This is a genomic window from Frankia sp. Hr75.2 (assembly GCF_949319125.1).
GTDB classification, from domain to species: Bacteria; Actinomycetota; Actinomycetes; order Frankiales; family Frankiaceae; genus Parafrankia; species Parafrankia soli.
In genome coordinates this window covers 1-20,058 of sequence record NZ_CASGGV010000266.1, presented here as the reverse complement: position 1 = coordinate 20,058, position 20,058 = coordinate 1, and the positions used below count along the sequence as shown (strand labels likewise).

At 71.6% G+C, this 20,058-nt stretch carries 10 protein-coding genes and 1 tRNA gene; 9 read left to right on the top strand and 2 right to left on the bottom strand.

Going from position 1 to position 20,058, the window contains the following annotated elements:
• Positions 1 to 501: 501 nt before the first annotated feature.
• The 5 genes from AC559T_RS18005 to AC559T_RS17985 all read left to right on the top strand — a co-directional run bounded on the left by AC559T_RS18005 (position 502) and on the right by AC559T_RS17985 (position 10,565).
• Complete coding sequence (locus AC559T_RS18005; protein WP_498869491.1) at positions 502 to 4,563, top strand: nSTAND1 domain-containing NTPase; 4,062 nt, start codon at positions 502 to 504, stop codon at positions 4,561 to 4,563.
• Positions 4,564 to 6,801 carry a serine/threonine-protein kinase gene (locus AC559T_RS18000; RefSeq protein ID WP_498869490.1) on the top strand — a complete coding sequence of 746 codons (2,238 nt, stop codon included), beginning with the start codon at positions 4,564 to 4,566 and terminating at the stop codon, positions 6,799 to 6,801.
• 244 nt (positions 6,802 to 7,045) lie between these two features.
• Positions 7,046 to 9,367, top strand: coding sequence for a hybrid sensor histidine kinase/response regulator (locus tag AC559T_RS17995; RefSeq protein WP_498869489.1), 2,322 nt, complete (start codon positions 7,046 to 7,048; stop codon positions 9,365 to 9,367).
• A 134-nt stretch (positions 9,368 to 9,501) separates the two neighbouring features.
• Positions 9,502 to 10,359 (top strand): hypothetical protein, encoded by an 858-nt coding sequence (locus AC559T_RS17990; protein ID WP_498869524.1) that lies wholly within the window; start codon positions 9,502 to 9,504, stop codon positions 10,357 to 10,359.
• 130 nt (positions 10,360 to 10,489) lie between these two features.
• Positions 10,490 to 10,565, top strand: a tRNA-Glu gene (locus AC559T_RS17985).
• Between the two features lie 426 nt (positions 10,566 to 10,991).
• Here the strand turns inward: AC559T_RS17985 and AC559T_RS17980 are convergent.
• Positions 10,992 to 12,224 carry a multidrug effflux MFS transporter gene (locus AC559T_RS17980; protein ID WP_498869488.1) on the bottom strand — a complete coding sequence of 411 codons (1,233 nt, stop codon included), beginning with the start codon at positions 12,222 to 12,224 and terminating at the stop codon, positions 10,992 to 10,994.
• 226 nt (positions 12,225 to 12,450) lie between these two features.
• On the opposite strand from AC559T_RS17980, the gene AC559T_RS17975 reads away from it, so the two are divergent.
• Positions 12,451 to 13,347 (top strand): LysR family transcriptional regulator, encoded by an 897-nt coding sequence (locus AC559T_RS17975; protein ID WP_498869487.1) that lies wholly within the window; start codon positions 12,451 to 12,453, stop codon positions 13,345 to 13,347.
• A 368-nt stretch (positions 13,348 to 13,715) separates the two neighbouring features.
• On the opposite strand, the gene AC559T_RS17970 is transcribed toward AC559T_RS17975, so the two are convergent.
• Complete coding sequence (locus tag AC559T_RS17970; protein ID WP_498869486.1) at positions 13,716 to 16,067, bottom strand: 2OG-Fe(II) oxygenase; 2,352 nt, start codon at positions 16,065 to 16,067, stop codon at positions 13,716 to 13,718.
• 393 nt (positions 16,068 to 16,460) lie between these two features.
• Here AC559T_RS17970 and vapB point away from each other — a divergent pair, with 393 nt between their 5' ends.
• From vapB to AC559T_RS17955, 3 genes are all read left to right on the top strand, one after another.
• Positions 16,461 to 16,688, top strand: coding sequence for a type II toxin-antitoxin system VapB family antitoxin (gene vapB / locus AC559T_RS17965; RefSeq protein ID WP_498869485.1), 228 nt, complete (start codon positions 16,461 to 16,463; stop codon positions 16,686 to 16,688).
• On the top strand, positions 16,633 to 17,112 hold the full coding sequence (locus AC559T_RS17960; RefSeq protein ID WP_498869484.1) for a PIN domain nuclease: 480 nt from the start codon (positions 16,633 to 16,635) through the stop codon (positions 17,110 to 17,112). Before vapB ends, AC559T_RS17960 begins: the two co-directional genes overlap by 56 nt.
• A gap of 842 nt (positions 17,113 to 17,954) precedes the next feature.
• Positions 17,955 to 19,514 carry a bifunctional aminoglycoside phosphotransferase/ATP-binding protein gene (locus tag AC559T_RS17955; RefSeq protein WP_498869483.1) on the top strand — a complete coding sequence of 520 codons (1,560 nt, stop codon included), beginning with the start codon at positions 17,955 to 17,957 and terminating at the stop codon, positions 19,512 to 19,514.
• Positions 19,515 to 20,058 lie beyond the last annotated feature (544 nt).

Sequence of the window (20,058 nt, the reverse complement as noted above, 5' to 3'; positions counted from 1 at the left end):
GTCGTGCTACTCGCAGTGGACCAAGCCGGCTGGTCGTGCCCGGCTGCTCAGGAACTGGAGGTCATGCTACAGGACGATGCGACCCATCCGGGCTGTGGGGGGCAGGAAGTTTTCCTCGATACATGATCGATCGGCCCGCCATGATCCTCGGTACGCACAGGGCCCCGGGCGAGGCCGCTCGCGGCCGCCCTCAGACGGGTCCATCGCGGCGCCTTCCCTCCAGCGGACTCCAGCCGGCGCGCCTGTCCGGCCTGGTCTCGAGGAGTCGAAGACCATGGCGGATCATCCGCGGAGCGCGTCCTTGATCCCGTGGACGCCCGCTCCCGTGTGCGCGGTGGCGTAGCAGGCGCCCGTGGCCGAGCCCGGGTCCAAGGACGGCGGTCTCCAGCCGAGCGGCGGATGCCCTGTCGTCTAGGTGACTGGTGTGCGGTCAAAGTCCGCGATAGACCACAATCGGTGAGGTTGCCCGATCGGCCCACTGCCCCGGAGACGGGTGAGGTCATGACATCCGAGCGTTCGGAGCGCGGCGGACCGCACGGTTCCGGTGAGGGTTCGCCGGGCGCCGCGGCCCGGCCGGACCAGCGGACCCCTCGGACGGCGGCCGGGAACGCGGCGGAGATGCGTACGCCGCCGCTGGTCGAGTCCCAGGCTGCGCCCACCCAGATCATCGACGGATACCCGTCGAAGCCACCGGCCGGCGTCCCGCCGGCCGGTGCGTACTCGACGGCCTGCCCGTACCCGGGGCTGCGCGGCTTCGACGAGTCGAGTGAGCAGTGGTTCTTCGGGCGTGAGCGGATGGTCGCCGACCTGGTGGCGAGGGTTTCCTCGGAGGCGTCGAGGGTGGGGCCGCTGGTGCTCGTCGGCGCTTCGGGGTCGGGGAAGTCGTCACTGCTGCGTGCCGGGCTCCTGCCCGCCCTCGCGCGCGGAGCGCTTCCCGGCTCGCGTGGCTGGCCACGGCTGGTGATGACACCGGGCGAGCACCCGCTCGAGGCGCTCGTCCAGCGTGTCGTCGAGGCGACCGGGATGCCGACGATGGCGCGGATGCTGGGTGACAGCCTGCGCCGGGAGCCGGAGCGGCTCAACGAGATCGTCCGTGAGCTGCTCGCCGCGCGCGCCACGCCTCGGTCTGCCCCAGAGGACGGCGAGACCACGATCCGCCGCGGCCCACGAAACGACGCCACCACGCTCTACAGGCCAGGCAACCCTCACGAGCCAGCCGATCCTCGCGAGCCGCGGATGGTGATCGCGGTCGACCAGTTCGAGGAGGTTTTCACGCTCTGCGCGGACCAGGCCGAGCGGGAGGCCTTCGTCCGGGCCCTGTGCGCGACCGCGGCGGGCAGTGCGGTCGTCGTGATCGGCCTGCGGGCGGACTTCTACGGGGCGTGCGCCTCCTTCCCCGAGCTCGTCGAGGTCCTGCAGGTCAATCAGGTGGTGGTCGGGCCTATGGCGGCCGCCGACATCCGCGAGATCGTGGTGAATCCGGCTCGTGCCGCAGGTGGGGACGTCGAGCCCGGGCTTGTCGAGCTCGTCCTGCGCGATCTCGGCGCCGCCGCCGGCACGGGGATCACCGGAAGCGACCAGGGCACCGGCCACGGCAGCGGTCGCAGCCCCGAGCTCGTCTCCAACCTCAGCTCCGGGTTCGTGGCTGATCCGGGCTCGCTGCCACTGCTCGCCCACGCGCTGCGCGCGACCTGGTTCGCCCGTGCGGGCGAGGCGCTCACCGTCGCCGATTATCTGCGCGTCGGCGGGCTGACCGGGGCCATCGCCCAGACCGCCGAGGCGGCCTACACGAGTCTGGACGGGGCCGCCCAGCAGGCCGTCCGACCGCTACTGATGCGCATGATCCGGCTTGGTGAGAACGGCGCGGACACCCGGCGGCGGGTGCGGCGGGCAACGCTGCTCGCGGAGGTGCCGGGGCCGGAGTCGGCGACCGTCCTGGATGCGCTGGTAGCCGCGCGTCTCGTCGAGGCCGATGCCGACGGGGATCAGGACGGTCTGCAGATCGCGCACGAGGCGTTGCTGCGTTCCTGGCCACGGCTGCGCGAGTGGATGGACATGGACCGCGCCGGCGCCGTGGCGTTGCAGCAGCTGCGCGACGCCGCTGAGGTGTGGGAGCGGGGCGGGCGGGATCCGTCCTACCTTTTCGCCGGTTCGCGTCTCGCCGCGGCCCGCGACTGGATGGACGACGACCTGGACGTCGATGCGACGACCAGGCAGTTCTTCGACGAGAGTGTCCGCGCGGAGGCCGAGCAGCAGCGGGCGGCGGCGCGTCGGGCCCGTAGGCTGCGCCAGCTCGCGGCGGCGCTGGCCGTCCTGCTGCTCGTCGCCGCGTCGCTGGCGGGTCTGACGTTCCAGCAGAGCACCTCGTCGGGGCGGGCTCGGGACCGGGCGCTCTCGCAGCGGATCGCGACGCAGGCGGAGGCCGCCCGACGGGACAATCCGGCGCTGGCCGCCCAGCTCAGCCTGGTCGCGCTGCGCACGGCGGACACGCCGGAGGCACGCGGGGCCGTCCTGTCGTCGTTCAACGGCGGCAGCGGGGTGCCCACGCGGTACCAGGCGCACACCAAGTCGGTCGGCACGGTGGCCTACAGCCGGGATGGTCGCCTGCTGGCGACGGGCAGCGACGACTGGACGGCCGCGGTCTGGGACGCGACCGATCCGCGGCGGCTCACGCCACTCGCACGCATCCCGGACGAACGTGGTGGCGGGCATGGCAGGGCGGTGAAGGCGGTGGCCTTCAACCGGGATGGGACGGTGCTGGCGACCGGCGGCGCCGACGGGCTGGCCAAGCTGTGGGACATCACCGACCGGGCCAGGCCGCGTCTGCTGGCGACCCTGCCGAAGGCGGATTCGGAGGTCTACGGCCTGGCGTTCGACCCGACGTCTGATCGTCTCGCCGTCGGTGGCTACGGGAAGTCGGCGTTCATCTACGACGTCTCGGATCCGGCGCGCCCGGTGAAGGAGGGGCAGCTCTTCCTGCACCTGGCGCAGGTGGTGGCGCTGGAGTTCAGCCCGGACGGCGCGTTCCTGATCGCCGGGGACGAGGGTGGTTCCGCCCTGCTGTGGTCGGTCGATGATCCGAGCGGTCCGCGGCCACTCAAGGTGCTCGTCGAGGACGGCGGCCCGAGCGCGGACGGCGCGGGCCCGATCCGGTCGGTCACCTTCGGCGGCGACGGCCACACGGTCTACACCGCCGGGAACGGCGGCTACGTCCGCAAGTTCTCCGGGCCGGATCTGCCGCGTCTGGAGTACGACGGCCGGGCGGGCAGCGGGGACGCGCCGATCACCGGCCTCGCCGTGGACCCGGTCAGCGGCCTGGTCGGCGTGGGCGGGTTCCGGTACGTCGGAGTTCCGATTTTCGATGTGGACGTCGACCAGTACAGCCTGACCTTCCTCGACGAGGGCGCCACGGTCTGGGATGTGGCCTTCAGCCCGGACGGCCGCCGGCTCGCGTCGGTCTCGGTGGACGGCTCGCTGCGGATCTGGGAGATGCCCGGCCCGGCGCTGATCGGGCGCGACGGCACGCAGGAGGACGCCGTCGTGAACCCGGTCACCGGCATCGTGGCGATCACCACCGACAAGGCGGTCGAGCTGTGGGACGTCGGTGATCCCTACGCGCCCCGCCGGCTGCACGTGCTCACCGACGTGACCGTGGACGAGTTCGACCCGACGGGCTCGTCGGCCTTCAGCCCGGACGGGAACGTGCTTGCCGTGGGCACGGGCAAGAACATCGTCTTCTACGACGTCCGCGACCCCGCGAAGCCGTCCCGGATCTCGGACGTGCCGGGGCCGGCCGGGGGCACCGCGGAGCTGTTGTTCAGCCCGGACGGGAGGACCCTGGTGCTCGGCGGTCTGAACTCCCCGCCGGAACCGGCGTTCCAGGCCAGGGTTGAGACCTGGGACGTCACCGATCTCTCCCGGCCGCGGCGGCTCGCGTCGCTGATCGCGCACCGCTCGTCCGTCCGTGACCTGAGTTTCTCCCCGGACGGCCGAATCCTGGTGAGTGCGGCCGAACGCTCGGTGAAGCTCTGGGACGTGACGGACCCGCGTCGGCTCCGGCTGGTCTCGGAGCTGCCCGAGTTCCCGGGCGGGGTCTGGGAGGTGCGCTTCTCCCCCGACGGCAGGACGCTCGCGGCCGGCGGGGCGAACCCGTTCGCGACGCTGTGGGACGTGACCCGCCTGGACGCGCCGCGCCAGATCGCGGACCTGCCGGGCCATTCGACGTCCGTGACCAGCGTCGCGTTCAGCCCGGACGGCACGCAGCTCGCCACCGGCAGCAACGACAACACCGTGCAGGTCTGGGACGTTACGGAACGCGACTCCCCGACGCTCATCGAGAAGCTCGCGCGCTCGGCCGGCAGTGAGGCCGGTATCGGGGAGATCCTCTACACCCTGGACGGCAAGAAGCTGGTCGGTGTGATCTTCACCGTGCCCGCGGTGGTGTGGGACCTTGATGTCGACCGGGTGCGGGCCCGGATCTGCGAGCGGGCGGGGGTGGGCATCACGGCCGCGGAGTGGCGCCGTTTCCTACCGGATCTGCCCTACGATCCGGTCTGTGGGTGATTGTTCCGCCGCCTCGGCGGCGTCGGCGGCCAGTCTGATGTGATCGTCGACCGCGCGCACATCGAGGCGGCGCTGCCCGGCTACGAGGTCGGCGACCTGATCGGGACGGGCGGGTTCGGCCTGGTGTTCGCCGCCCGGCACGTCCGGCTCGAGCGGCCGGCCGCGATCAAGATCCTGGTGCCGGAGATGGCCGACTCCGAGTCGGAGCTCGGGGTGGGCCGGGAGGTCTTCGCCGCGGAGGCGCGCCTGCTCGCCCGGCTCGCGCATCCGCACATCGTCCGCGTCTTCGACTACGTCGAACGGCGCGACCTCTGCATGATCGTCATGGAGCTCTGCGCCGGCGGGACGCTGCGCGCCCGCGCCTCGCGCGGGCTGGCGATGGCGGAGGTGGTCGCGTTCGGCCTGGCGATGGCCACCGCGCTGGACGCGGCGCACCGCAGCCAGGTGATCCACCGCGACATCAAGCCCGACAACGTGCTCTTCACCTCCGACCACACCCTGAAGATCACGGACTTCGGCATCGCGAAGATCGTCGAGACGACGACGGGCCGCGGCAACACGATCGTCGGCACACCCGTCTACATGGCGCCAGAGCAGTTCACCGGGGCCCCGCTGCGGCCGGCGACCGACCTGTACGCGCTCGGGACGGTCCTCTACGAGCTGCTGTCGGGGCAGACACCGTTCTCCCGCCGACTCTCCCCCGTAGAGCTCGCGGAGCAGCACCTGCGCGGCTTCCGGCCGCCGCCACCCGGATCGACGCCGCCGGCGATCGGCGGGGTCGTGGTACGGGCGCTCGACCCCGACCCGGCGCGACGCCAGCAGAGCGCGCTCGACTTCGCGCTCGAGCTCGCCGCCGCGGCCGCGCGGGATTTCGGCCCCGGCTGGCTGTCGGCCTGCCCCGTCCCGGTCCATCTGCCGGACGTCGTCCTCATCGCCGCGACCGCGTCGGCTCAGGCCGGACCCGCGTCAGCACACGCCGGACCGGCGTCAGCACACGCCGGACCGGCGTCAGCACAGGCCGGACCCGACACCGTCGCACCCGCCGACACCGTCGCACCCGCCGACGCAACCGCCCCCACCGAGGGCCCCGTCCTTCTACCCAGGGGCCGGGACACCACGGCGGGCCGGGAAACCAGCACCGCGGACTCACCCCTCACCCGGCGCCAAGGCCTGCTGCGGCGGTGGGCGGGACGGCGCTCGCCCCGTGACGAGCAACCCGCGACCGGCCCGCCGGGGCGGGACGGCCGGCCCGCCCCGGCGGGCCGCGCCGTCGTGCACCTGCGAGTGGAGAGCCCGTTCGCGCTGGCGGTCGCCCCGGACGGCGCACTGTACGTCTCACAACCGCTGGCGCACCGGGTCCTGCGCGTCGACGCCGCGGACGCCGCACCCGGCACGACCAAAGGCGGAACCCCCCGGCCGACAGCATCCCGGGTGACGGCGTTCCAGGTAACGGCGTCCCAGACCGTGGTGGCCGGGACGGGCAAGGCCGGGCGGGCCGGGGACGGCGGCCCCGCCACCGCCGCGGAGCTGGACAATCCAGCCGGCCTCGCGGTGACCGAGGACGGCGCCCTGCTGATCGCGGACTGCTTCAACGACCGCATCCGCCGGGTCGACCCGGACGGGACGATCACCACCGTGCCGACGCCCGCAGCGCTGCGCCGGCCACGCGCGGTGACGACCGGCCCCGGCGGCGTCCTCCTCGTCGCGGACACCGACAGCCACCGGGTCTGGCGGCTCGGGCCGGGTGAGACGGCACGGGTGATCGCCGGCACCGCCGAACCGGGTTACTCCGGCGACGGCGGGCCGGCCACGCGGGCCGCGATCGGACGTCCACAGTCTCTCGCGGTGGATGGCGCGGGGCGCCTGCTCATCGCCGACCCGGACCAGCGGCGGATCCGGCGCGTCGACCACGCGGGACGCATCGGGACCATGGCCGGCACGGCGTACGGCGGCCGGCCCGCGGCCGATGGCGCACCGGCGACCGGCACCGACGTGGGCACCCCGACCGGGCTCGCGGTCGGGCCTGACGGCACCGTCTACCTGGCTGATCCCGCCGGGGACCGGGTGCTGGCGATCCACCCGGACGGCAGGGTCGCCGTCGCCGCGGCGCGGTCGGGCGAGGTGCCCGTGCTCGATCCGAAGCAGGTCGCCGTGGGTCCCGACGGGACGCTTTACATCGCTCAGCCGGGCCGGCACCGGATAACCGCTGTGGCTCCTGCGTACCTCCCGCGCTTCTGACTGTCTCGCAGGGGCACACGTGGGACCACGGGGGTTCTCCTTTCACCCCACCGCGGAACGGAGCAAGATGAGGCGCCGTGGGGGAGTCCGTCACCAGAAGTACCTATTCGAGCACTCAAATAGCATTTTATGCGGCGAGATACAAGGTCATACGGACGATTCACGTTCGGATGACACTCGTACACGCGCCTGAGAGCCGGGCACCCGCCACGGCGCGGCCGCCCCTGGGCCCGGACCACAGCCCGTGAACGGCTTGGCCACGGCGGCCCTGGCCAACGCCGCGACGACGGCCGCCTACCTCGCGATCTGCCTGTCGATCGCGCGTGGCCTGTGGCGGTCGGGCCAGTGGCGCAACAACCCGCTCGGCCTGGCCACCGCCGCCATCTTCTTCACCTGCGCGATCGGGCACGGCTCGCACATCCTCCAACTCACGCACGCCACCGGCCCGGCCGCACACGGTGGGCACAGCGGCAGCGGGCATGGTGGCGGCGGGCCCGCGGGGCCGGCCGGCCGCACTCTGGTCGACGTCCAGTTCCTCACCACCACCTGGGACGTCGTCACTGCAACCGTCGGCATCTGGTACTGGACGCTACGGAGTCGCTTCCCGGCACTCGTTCGCGGTACCGCCCTCTTCGAGGATCTTCGCCTGCGAGAGGCCACACAGCAGACCCTGCGCGAAAGCGAGGAGCGCTACCGCGGCATCGTCGAGACGACGGCCGACGGCGTCGTCCTGCTCGGCCCGGACGGGCACATCACCTACCGCAACGCCCGGTTCGCCGCCATCGTCGGCGGGACACCGCTGGGCACCCGGTTCACGGACCTGGTGTCCGACACCGACCGCGCCGAGATCACGGCCGCGCTGGAGGCGGTGCGGGCCGGCGCCGTCCGCCGCCTCGAGACAGCGCTGCGGCACTCCGACGCCCGCAAGGTCTGCGCCCAGGTCGCGCTCACCGCCCGGCTCGGGCCGGCCGGCACCGTCGACGGGACGCTCGCGATCGTCACCGACGTCACCGAGCAGAAGAACATCGAGGCCCAGCTGCGTCAGGCCCAGCGGCTCGACGCCCTCGGCCAGCTCGCCGGCGGCATCGCGCATGACTTCAACAACCTGCTCACCGTCATCGACGGCTACGCCACGCTCGTGCTGGCGCGCGGCGATCTCGACGAGGGCGTCCAGCGCGACCTGACCGCCGTACGGGACGCGGCCGCGCGCGCCACCGGCCTGACGAGCCAGCTCCTCGCCTTCTCGCGCACAGTCGACGTCCGCCCCGGGCCGGTCGACCTCAACGACCTGGTACGCGGGCTCGAGGAGATGCTGCGCCGCCTCATCCGCGAGGACATCGAGCTGGTCGTGATGCCCTCGGCGCGGCCCGCGATCGTGCGCGTCGACCGCGGGAAACTCGAGCAGGTTCTGGTCAACCTGGTCGTCAACAGCCGGGACGCGATGCCCGACGGCGGGCGGCTGTTCATCCGGGTGGTCGTCGACGACGTCGCCTCCGCGTCCCACCCCGACGTCCCACCGCGGCGGCTGGTGCGGCTGACCGTGGCCGACACCGGGCACGGCATGCCCGAGCACGTCCGCTCGCGCATCTTCGAGCCCTTCTTCACCACCAAGGACCCTGGCAAGGGAACCGGCCTCGGGCTGGCGACCGTGTACGGGATCGTGCGCCAGGCCGAGGGCACCGTCGAGGTCGACTCCGTCCCGGGACTCGGCGCCACGTTCCGGGTCGACCTCCCCGCGTTCGTCGAACCCACTCTCACCGAACCCGCGCTCGCCGAACCCGCGCTTACCGAACCCGCGCTCAACGACGCCCCGTTCACCGGACCCGGCGCCGCCGCACCTGGCATCACCGCAGTCGGTCTCCGCGACCCCGGCCGACACGGGCCCGGTCTCCCGTCGGCCGGCGCTGTCGCCACGACAGCCGGCGGAGCGGTCGAGGACCACGCCCGGGGCGACACCGGCGCCGACCTGAGCGGCTGGCCGCGCGGCGCGGTCAGGACGAACCGCCCCGCCCCGGTAGGTGCGCCGGAGCGATCAGCCGCGCCGAACGACCGGTACCGGCCAGACGCCGCCCGGCACGCCTGGAGTTGCACGACCATCCTGCTCGCCGAGGACGACGACGCCGTCCGCCGCCTGGCCGAGCGGGTGCTGCGCGGTGCCGGCTACCGGGTGGTGTGCGCGGCCGACGGCCGAGCGGCACGGACGCTCGCCCGCCGGCTGACCTCCGTCGATCTACTCGTCACGGACGTGATCATGCCCGGCCGCAACGGCCGTCAGCTCGCCGAGGAACTGACCCGGATGTTCCCGGGCCTGCCCGTCGTCTTCACCTCCGCCTACAGCCGCGGGATGCTCGCCGACGGCGGTGGTGACCTCGGCGTGGCCTACCTGCCCAAGCCGTTCACCCCCACGAGCCTGACCGAGACCGTTCGCGCCGCGCTGGCCGCCCGTCGTCCCGCTACCCTCGCCCCCGCCGGACCGGTGCGGCTCCCCGCCCCGCCCGCGCCCCCGCGCGTGACCGGGGCACCGGCGGGCCGCCACCGCGACCGCCGGCCGCGTCGAGAGTCCTGACGACATCCACCCCGGCAACCCCGCCGGGACGTGAGGATGGAGGCGTGACCGACGAAGGAGCGGGCGACGGCACCACGCCGGGCGGCGCCGTGGGTGACGGCGCCGTGGGCGACGGCGCTGTGGGCGACGGCACCATGCGGGACGGAACAGCACGGGAGCGGTCCGGCGGGCGGAGCGCAGCCGTGCCGGGCTTCCTCCCGAGCACCCACGCCTTCGGCTTCACCAACTCCTTCCCCCGCCAGCCCGTCCTGCGGATCCCGGTCGTGGGCCTCGGCACGGTGCCGATCGGAGACGCCAGCCGTGGCCTGTGCGGCGGGATGATCTACGCCGTCCGCGACATGTTCGAGTTCGGCGTAGCGCCTCCGGAGATCACCAGCCCACCGGCCGCCGGGACGGCCCTCTACCGCTACATCGTGCGCCGGCTCTTCGACAGCTTCGACATCCCGCGCGGGGTCTACCGCTACTACCGCCTGACCAGCGCGGCCGACACCGACCTGCCTCGCGGCCCGCTGACCCGCCCCGGCGTCGGGCGGATCAGCGTCGACCGGGAATGGCCGCGGATCCGCCTCGACCTGGATCGCGGTCTGCTCTGCCCGCTCGGCGTCATCACCGTCCACTCGGCCGACCCGCTGCGCCTCGGCCTCAATCACCAGGTCCTCGCCTACGCGTACGAGCAGCGCGGAAACCGGGTCAGGCTGCGGGTCTACGACCCGAACACACCCCGGGCGAGATCCGACGACGTCACCCTGTCATTCGACATCACGCCGCCGCTCGAAGTCCCGTTCCCCCGCCCGGCGGCACCGCCGCACGGGACCACTCCGGGCATTCCGGCCACATCGGCTGCGCCGGTGACCATCGAACACACGATCTCGATCGGCGGACGTCCGGTACGCGCGTTCTTCCGGTCGCGCTACCGCCGGGTCGACCCACGCCCCGCGCTCAGTCTGCCCTCAGGGCCCGCGGTTGCCCCGCCAAAGCCTCCGCCGGCATGATCGACGTCGCGTCCTCCGACCAGCGGTCGACGGCACGCGTTTGTCGGCGGAGCGGACGATCCCCTATGCTTGCCCTGTTCTGAAGCCCGGCGCTGTGGTGGATCATCCGCTGCCGCATCTCCGGTCCGCTGCCCCCATCGTCTAGCGGCCCAGGACGTCGCCCTTTCAAGGCGGTAGCACGGGTTCGAATCCCGTTGGGGGCACCAGAGAGTAGTCAATCTGCTGCAAAAAGTTAGCGATGGACGGGTCCGTTCATCCGCTCTGGTAACTCTTCGCTGTCATACGTCGGCGCTCCGGCATTGTTAGTCAGCATCCTCCGAACTATTGGTTGAATGGCTAGCACCAACCAACGACGATGTGCACGGGTTCGTGCCCTACCTTGCCGTCAGACAGCGCGTCGTACCGCACCACGAGCACCAACCCGACCGTCTCGACACATCAGCGGAGGACTCAACACCGAGACGGTGCCAGGAGGCGCACAGGTCGTACCCGATACGGTGCAAGGCGGTCTTGGCACGGAAACTTCAGCTGTGGCGGAAGCCGGTCCCGGCTCGGCCCCCGTCACCTGCACCGACGTCGAGCCAGGCAAGTCGGGACGACCAGGGCCGAGCGGCAAGTGGTATGAGCGTGGTCTATCGGGGTGCGGACAAGACTGTGGCTTTCCCTACCTGAGTGTTTCTCCCGGTCTGCCGGGGAACCAGGAACACGCATGCGGTCGCCGCGGCGACCCCGAGAACGGCGATGATGATCCCCATGGGGAGTGCGGTGTCGGTGCCGGCGGACCCGACGACAGGGGCTGCCAGCGCGCCGAACAGGAACTGGGCGAGGCCGAGCAGGGCCGCTGCCGCACCGGCGTTGCCCGCTTGGTCGGCCAGCGCGTGCGCGATCGCGTTCGGGAAGGTCAGTCCCATGCTGGTGACCGTCACGAACAGGGTCGGCAGCACCACTCCCAGGCCCGCGTGGGCGGCGAGCGCGACGAACGCGGCAATGCCTCCGACGGCGCACATGGCGACGCCTGCGAGGAGCAGTGCGCGTGGGCCGGTGCGGTGGACGACGCGCCCACCGACCTGACTGGCGGCGATGAAGCCGAGGGCGTTGACCGCGAACGTGACGCTGTACGCCTGTGGGGACAGGCCGTAAATGTCCTGGAGGACGAACGGTCCCCCGGAGATGTAGGCGAACATGGCGCCGGCTGCGAACCCGAGGGCCAGCGCGCACCCGAGGACGGTCCGGTCGGCCAGCAGCCCGCGGAAGACCCGGAGGGTGGCACTCACCCCGCCACGGTGCCGGCGCCCGGCGGGCAGTGACTCGGCGAGCCCGGTGGCGGTGACGGTGAACAGCACCGCGCCGAGGCCGGCCAGGACGAGGAACACGCCCCGCCAGGAGGTGACCTGCAGAACCTGGGCGCCGACAACTGGCGCGAGCATGGGGGCGAGGCCGGTGACGAGCGCAAGCGTGGCGAACAGCCGGGCGGAAGCCGTCCCGCTGGTCCGGTCGCGGGCGATGGCCTTGGAGATGACGATGCCGCCGGCGCCGGCCGCTCCCTGTACGAACCGGAGGGCGACCAGCGCCCAGATGGACGGCGCGAGCGCGCACAGCAGCGATGCGAGGGTGTACACGGCGAGCCCGGCCAGCAGCGGCCGGCGCCGGCCGTAGCTGTCACTCAGCGGCCCGGCGACGAGCTGGCCGACGGCCAGGCCGAGCAGGCAGGCGGTCAGGGTCAGCTGCGTTGCCGAGGCCGACGTGTGGAAGGTTCGGGCCAGGTCGGGCAGCCCGGGCAGGTAGGTGTCGATCGAGAACGGGGCGAGCGCCGTCAGCGCGCCGAGGATGACGACCAGTGGTTGCGAGATACGGGACGAGGGCACGCGGTCCTCCGGGTTGCGGCGTCCGAGTGGCTGTAGCGGGGGCGGGCTCCCGGGTGCACCCCGGGATGGTCATCAGCTAGATCGCTGGTCCACGGCGGTTGCTTCTTCGGCGTGTCCGAGGCGTGTCCGGTATGGAGCTTCGCGCGTGGTGTCCTGATGACGAGGTTCGGCGCCGTCAGGCAATCTGTCCAAGACATTGTTTCGAGTGCACCGATCGAGGATCTCGATGGAAGTTCGTCAGCTGGAGTACTTCGTCGCCGTCGCCGAAGAGGCGAACTTCACCCGGGCCGCCACCCGCTGCCACGTGGTGCAGTCCGCGCTCAGCTACCAGATCGCCCGGCTCGAGCGGGAGATCGACCTGCGCCTGTTCGAACGGACCAGCCGGTCTGTCCGGCTCAGCCAGGCCGGGGAACTACTGCTGCCCTACGCCCGGCGGATCCTGGCCGAACTCGACCAGGCCACATCGGCGCTGGCGGGGCTGTCCGGAGTCGTCACCGGTCAGATGCGCCTCGGCATGATCGGAGCCGTCGAGACAACCAGCGAGATCGAGACAATGGTGGCCGACTTCCACCGACGCCATCCCGGAGTCGAGATCGCCATCAGCGACAACGGCAGCGTGATAATGGCCGAACAGGTCCGGATCGGCGAACTCGACCTGGCATTCGTCGGCCTGTTCGCCGACCAGATCCCGGACGGGCTGGCGCACCGCATGCTGGCCACCGAGCCACTGGTCGCCGTTGTCGGCAGGACCCACCCTCTGTTCGGCCACACCTACGTGCGTCTACCCGAGCTCGCCAAGGGCACCCGCTTCATCGAACTGCGGACGGGATCGGGGCTGCGTCTGCAGGTCGACGCCGCCTTCACCCGCGCCGGCATCACCACCCGGACCATCGCCTTCGAACTCACCAACCTCGGCGACATCATCCGCTTCGCCGCCCTCGGCCTCGGCGCCGCGATCGTGACCGCCTCCGCGGCCCGGAAAGCGGCGGAGGCATCAGGCGACATCGGGGTGCTACGGCTGGACGATCACGCCGCCCGGCACACGATCAGCCTCATCTACCGGAAACCAGCCCCCTCGGCGCCCAGCGCCCGGGCCTTCCTCGCCACCCTCGACGGTTCCTGACCCTGCCCAATCACCGGCCTGCTCGTGCCGCCGGCCAAACCACGCGCTCGGCTGGCCGCCTTGACCTGGCTCATGCTGGCCGCGCTGCCGCACTCGGCGTTGCGACCTACCTCGTCGAGCAGCGTGCCGAGGGGCGCCGCGAAGTGCCAGCCGCACGTGTCACTGCTCGACCTCGCCGGGCCGCTGGCCCTGATCGGGGCGGCACAGTCGCTGGATCGGCAGCCTCGTACGGCCGCACGGCATTCACCTTTCGCCCGCGTCGCCGCCTACCCGACCCTCCGGCAGCGGCATCTCCGTCATGGCAACGGCGTAATGCGGAAGAGGACGCCCTGCCAGCTTGGCCAGCCCGGCCTCACGGGAGTAGATGATCACATCGGGTGCCATTCGGCAGCCAGCCAGTCCAGGTCGGCTTGGTCCCGGTCCCGCGCCCTGGCCTCTTCGGTGAAGATCGCGTCGGTTTTGTGGAGGATGAGCGTGTAGGGGCGGCCCTGGCGCCGGGTGACGTGACTGACGGGCAGTTCGGCGATGTCGATCCGGGAGTGGACATGCTGCCTGCGCTTCTCGGCGAGCGGCCATTCGAGGGTGCGCCGGTCCGGGTCCGCCAGGAACGTGCGCAAGGTGCCGCACAAGTCGCAGGTGCAGCCGCCGGCGGGCAGCTCGATCGACCAGTCGGTGGGCGCGCGCCGAGGGAGGGCCAGCCGGGCACGCAGCCGCGCGGCGCAGTCCGCGGCCAAGACGTCGAAACCCGCCTCGCCGCGGGGGCCGCCGCCGGGCAGGCTCACCGCGGCGCGTAGCGCGGGCATTACAAGCGCCGTGACTGTGTCCGGCTGCCGCCGGAGGTACCCGGCCGCCGAGTCCCGGATGCTCGCCGCCCCGGTCGCGGCGGCGGTCAGCACCGAGGCGAGCGGTGTGCCCAGGTCATCGAGGCCGCTGTCGCGGTGGCGGGGGGACGATGACCTGATGGTGATGCCGATGGCCTCACGCAGCCACTCCCATGCCAGGTCGAGAAGCAGCCGTGCGGTCGCCGCGCCGGCACCGTGCGCGGCGTGCAGCCCCGCGCACAGACCGGGAAGCGATCCCGCCACCCACCGCCTGCGTTCCGGTCCGTCGATCGCCCAGGTCGGCTGTCCCACGCCGGCCCACGTCCGCAGCAGTTCCATGGTCCACTGCTGGCCGTACCGGCCGGTGAGCTTCGCGAAGGGCGCGGCGTCGCCTGCGGTCAGGTTCTCGACGCGGAACGGGCGCAGCAGCATCGACGCGGTCGCCGCGTCCGCCACGACGTCCGCCGCTCGCAGCGCCTTGCCGAAAATCCCGGAGATCCTGTCCTCGTCCCGCGGCGACCGTGCGCGCAGAACGCCGTCCCAGAACGGCTCGAGTGTCGCCACGGCGGCCTTCGCGCCCGCCGGCGCCATTTCGGCGAGCGCGTCGAGCGCCCAGGCGGGCGAGGCCTCGGCACGATTGGCGAAGGCCTGCTCGCGCGGCCACACGACAACCGCCGCGCGGTGGTACCAGCGGTCCAGTGTGTTGCCCCAGTTGCCCATATAGCCCTCGTACTCCGAGGTATAGGGCTCAAGGTCGTCCGTCCCGGTGGACGCACAGACCTCGTCGGTGCCGACGGACAGCGAGGTCGCCTCCAGCCGGTCGCCACCCGGACCGGTCCAGTGCGTGAGCGTGACGTCGACGTCGATCAGTTCCTGGACTTCGTAGTCGGCCGAGCCGTCAGGGCCTTCGTCGTCGCCCTCGTCCTCGTCCTCGTCCTCGTCCTCGTAGCGTCGTCCGCCGTATCCGTAGTCGTCGTCCGCCTCGTACGCGCTGTACGTCGTCTTGACGTCGGCGAGCGCGAGGACGGTTTCGTACCCCTCCCGCTCGGCCGCGGCCCGCAGCAGGGACACGCGCGCGGCATCGGCGCCCTTCAGCCCATCCCAGCCCAGCGCGCGCGGGGTGTACTCATGGTCGAGGAGGTAGACGAGCCGGTTCGGCGGGTCGGACGCGGCTCCGGGGCGGTAGGCGGGCACCGGTGTGCTGAAGTGCTCACGAAGGAAACCGGCCAGTTCGGCGACTGCTCCCTCGTCGCCCTCCGGCAAGGAGGTGTCCCCACGCAGCAGGAGGTTGTAGGTGAGCGCGATCCGATACCCCGACCGCACCTCGGCGACCTCGTGCCGGCAGTCGGCGTAGAAGGCGACCAGCGACAGCTCCGTCTTCGACCCCCGGTAGGCCCGCTGCTCGCCGTTGTGCCTGACCACCAGCTCGCCGCCGGTGTAGGTGGACGGCATCGTCACCACCAGGGTGCCGATCATCGAGTCGTCCTTCTCGCTGTCCTGATGAGCGAGGAAGAACTGGCCCGGCTCGTACACCAGAAGGGAATGAAGATCGGCGGTCAGCTCGGCGGCGATCGGCAGGCCCAGCTCATCTTTCGCCGTTGTCAGGATGACGTTCAACGCGTCGTCGTCCCACGTGGCATGAACGAGGTTCTTCGGGATCTCCCACGTGTCACGGACGCCCGGGTCGGTCAGCGTCTCCTCACCGCGACCGAACCGGGCAGGCTGACCGAGGCCGAGGAGCTTGCGGGCCTGCGCGTACGGCACCGGGAACGTGACGGGTCCGATGCCCTCGACCTCGATGCTCAGGTCATCCGTGCTCGCCGTCAGCTCCACGCTGAACGCGGTCTCCGTGTCGCCGCGCAACATCCTCGCCAACCGGTCACGCGCCGCGGTCGCCATTGCCTGTCCCCTTGCCCCTGAGGCCCCGCACTATCAAGCACGAATCTAGAGGGTCCCGCGCGCTCGACGGGATTCGGTACCCGGGGCGCACGTTGGGTGGCCTTCAGGTGCAACGCGACATCGACAGCTACGGAGCTGGGCGGGGGCCGTCCCGGCCGAGGATCGCGGTCTCCTGACCGACGTCACCGACGCAGTCGGTGACGTCCTCCGCAGCGGCCCCGGCCTGCCGGCGATGATCAGCTCGGCGATGGAGGTGCTCCTGTTCAGGTCCCGCAACGGCTTCTGGATAAAACACCCGCGAATGCGGTGATGTCCCAAAGAAGCCGCCAATGAAGCCACGACGGCCCACAATCCCGCCGCTTACCCAGGCCACGGGCCACGCCTGCTGACAGCATGGGATATCCCGATGTGCTCATCCCTGGCGTGCCCGATGACGCGCTGGCCGCTGTCGAGGCGCACGCCGCCCGGCTCGGCCTGTCCCGCAACGAGTACCTCCGCCGGCAGCTCACCCAGGATGCGGCACGCTCGGTCACCCCGGTGACCCTCGACGACCTGCGCTGGTTCAGTGCCGCATTCCGCGATCTCGCCGACCCGGAGGTCATGCGGCAGGCCTGGTCGTGACCGCCACAGCCGAGACGGCACGGCGCTGGCTCATCGACAAGTCCGCCCTCGTCCGGCTGAGCGAGACCCCGACGCCGACCGGTCGCTGTCCCACATCCAGCACGGCCTGATCCGGATCACGACGGTCACGATCCTGGAGGTCGGCTTCTCCGCACGATCCGCTCAGGATCTCCGCGTCCGGCTACGCCGGTCACTGGTCTCGGCGATGCCCGTCGAGAACACCACGCCCCGTATCGAAGCCAGAGCCGTCGAGATCCAAGAACTGCTCGCCAGCACCGGGCACCACCGCGCACCGTTCGTCCCCGACCTGATCATCGCCGCCACAGCCGAGCTCGCCGGGCTGGTGGTACTGCACGTCGACAAGGACTTCGAGCTGATCGCCACGCTCACCGGGCAGCCCACCGAGAGGCTCCGCCTGCCGTAGCGGGTGGCGGCCGGCCGTATCTGCCCATCATCCCGGCGGTGGTACCGCGCGGTCTGGCGCATGGTCCACCGCTCGCACCCGTAGAGAGCCGACCAGGAAGTTCCCCTCGACGACCAGCCTTCCAGCGGCGAAGCCCCTGGCAGGACCTGCACTATTCTGTAGCGAGCCCCGTTGGGGGCACAAAAGGTAACCGAACAGCCCGACGATCCGCCCCCGGCCAGCAGGTCCAGGCCGAGTACCGACAAGTCGTCGTGAACGGGTACGGGTCGTCAGCAAGGTGATCGCGCGCTCGGCCACGCTCAACCCGTTGGACTTTCGTCGGACACTCCCCCGCGGGACACACATCACGGTCGACAACGTCGGTAGCTGCTGCTCATGGCTCGAGCAGCTCCTCCACCTGCCCTGAAGTGATCAGGATGGACCGCCGCATCGACCGCGGGCCGCGTTTCTTTGTCACCGCCACCGAAGGGCCCCTGGCGGACAGGGAAAGCGAGCGTGCCGAGGCGTGGGGGACGCGGCTCGGCCACCACCTGAACGGCCGTCGGAACGCACGGGCAACGCACCGAGCAGTTCGAGGACATGCCGGAGGTTCGGGACTGGACGTGGCTGACAGAGCGGTCTCACTAGAGTGGCAGGCACCGTGAGTCGGACGACTGCGAGCCGCCCGGCGTGGCGCGACGCGACGGAAGGACTCTGCCGAACGCGGTCGTGGGCGTGCCCCGTCTTCGGCGGCGGCCCGGAGTCGGAGCGTGTCGCCTGAGCCGTCCCGCACGGCCGGCCGACGACGCTTAACACGTGGCGCAGGGCAGTCCCGAGCGGGAGCAGACGAGCAGGAGCAGACGATGTCCGATCGACAGGCCGACCTGCTGGCGTCGCCGCAGGACCTCGCGGAGCACCCGTTCGACCGACTGGACCCCGAGGTGGTGTCCGACCACGACCGGCTCGGACAGCACCTCGACCACCTTGACACGGCGGAGACGCACACCGCCACGTTGTTCTTGGCGGGCGACCGGGTGTTCAAGCTCAAGAAGCCGGTCTTCCTCGGTTTCCTCGACTTCCGGACTCGCGAGGCCCGATTGGCGGCCTGCGAGGCGGAAGTGCGGCTCAACCGCCGGCTCGCCCCGGACGTCTACCTCGGCGTCGGCGACATCCGCGACGCGGCCGGTGAACTGCGCGACCACATGGTGGTGATGCGCCGCATGCCGTCCGACCGGCAGCTGGCACGGCTGGTGGCCGACGGCGCCGAGGTGAAGGGGCAGCTGCGTGACGTCGCCCGGCAGGTGGCTTCCTTCCACGAGCGGTGCGCGACGTCGCCCGAAATCACGCATGCCGGCGGCCTCGCCGCGCTGGAAGCGCTCTGGGTCGAAGGCACGGTGGGCATGGCACCGTTTCGCGGCACGCTGCTCGACGGGACCGTCGTCGACGAGATCGCCCGGCTCGCGTTGCGCTACCTGACCGGACGAGCACCGCTAATCACCGAACGGCAACGCGCCGGGCGGGTCCGTGACGGCCACGGCGACCTGCTGGCAGAGGACATCTACTGCCTCGACGACGGCCCCCGCATCCTGGACTGCATCGAGTTCGACCAGCGGCTGCGGGTCGGCGACGTCCTCGGCGACGTGGCGTTCCTGGCCATGGACCTTGAACGGCTCGGCGTGCCCGACCAGGCCAGGTACTTCCTCGACGCCTACCGCGAGTTCTCGGCGGAGACCCACCCGCGCTCCCTGGAAGACCTCTACATCGCCTACCGGGCGTTCGTGCGCGCGAAGGTTGCCTGCATCCGCGACCACCAGGGCGAGCCAGGCGCGGCCGACACCGCCCGGGCACTGACCGACATCGCGCTGCGGCATCTGCGGCGCGGCCGGGTGCGGCTGGTCCTCGTCGGTGGCCTGCCGGGCACCGGCAAGTCGACGCTGGCGGAGCAGCTGGCCGACAGCCATCCGGACTGGGTGTGGCTGCGGTCGGACAGCGTACGCAAAGAGCAGCACCACCTGCGGTCCGACGACCCGGCCGCCGCCCCCTTCGGGGAAGGCGTCTACGGACCGCAGGCCACGGACAGGGCCTACGCCGAGATGCTCCACCGCGCCCGCCTGGCCCTCGAACGGGGCGAGACGGTCGTGGCAGACGCCTCCTGGACATCGAAGGCCCAGCGGGACCTGGCCGCGCAGGTCGCGGCCGACACCCACGCGGACCTGGTCGAACTGCACTGCGTGGCACCCGCGGACCTGGCCGTTTCCCGGATCGCGCAGCGGGCAGACTCCCCCGACAAGGTCTCCGACGCCTCGGCCGTCGTATACGAGGCGATGGCCTCCCGAGCCGATCCCTGGCCGTCCGCCCAGCCCGTGGACACGGCGGCTCCCGTCGCCGAGTCGCTCGCCGTCGCGTTGGGGCACCTCGACTAGGCATCCGGCCAGGCCGGACGGCGGGTCGCGATGAAACACCCCGGAATGCTGTCCGCAGGACGCCCGTCGAACCGCTGCTGCCGCGTCAGCGCTGCCGACGGCATCCCGCGGTACTCGGTCGTCACCACTGCGCGAACCCGCGAGCCGGAGTTCGTGCTGCGGGACTTCGACGTGATCGACAAGAGTGGCACGCGGGTGGCGGACGTGGCCGTCGAACGTCCGACCGTCCTGGCGGTCGGAACCGACGTCGACCGGCCGGTCGACCAGTTCCGCGCAGGGGCCGCGCTCGGACGGCTGGTCCTGAGTGCGACGTCGCGTCGCTCGCCGTTCTCGGCTTCGCCTTCAGGCCAGAACACAGAACGAGTTCCGCATGGCGCACGACCATATTCGGTCGGCGCCCGTCCGAGAGCGGCAACTGTCACGGTTCCCCTGGTCGGGCCCACGCCCGCCAGGGGACCCTCCCCACGGCGCCGAGTCTGGTCCGTGCCTGGGAGATCGCCCCAGCATTCGTGGGCTACGGCGACCTCTCATCCAGGGTGGACGG

What these genes read in the sequence shown, in the direction of transcription:
- AC559T_RS18005 (WP_498869491.1), top strand. Translation starts at nt 502, where the DNA reads ATGACATCCGAGCGTTCGGAGCGCGGCGGACCGCACGGTTCCGGTGAG.
- AC559T_RS17990 (WP_498869524.1), top strand. Translation starts at nt 9,502, where the DNA reads ATGCGGGACGGAACAGCACGGGAGCGGTCCGGCGGGCGGAGCGCAGCC.
- AC559T_RS17975 (WP_498869487.1), top strand. Translation starts at nt 12,451, where the DNA reads ATGGAAGTTCGTCAGCTGGAGTACTTCGTCGCCGTCGCCGAAGAGGCG.
- AC559T_RS17970 (WP_498869486.1), bottom strand. Translation starts at nt 16,067, where the DNA reads ATGGCGACCGCGGCGCGTGACCGGTTGGCGAGGATGTTGCGCGGCGAC.
- vapB (WP_498869485.1), top strand. Translation starts at nt 16,461, where the DNA reads ATGGGATATCCCGATGTGCTCATCCCTGGCGTGCCCGATGACGCGCTG.
- AC559T_RS17955 (WP_498869483.1), top strand. Translation starts at nt 17,955, where the DNA reads ATGTCCGATCGACAGGCCGACCTGCTGGCGTCGCCGCAGGACCTCGCG.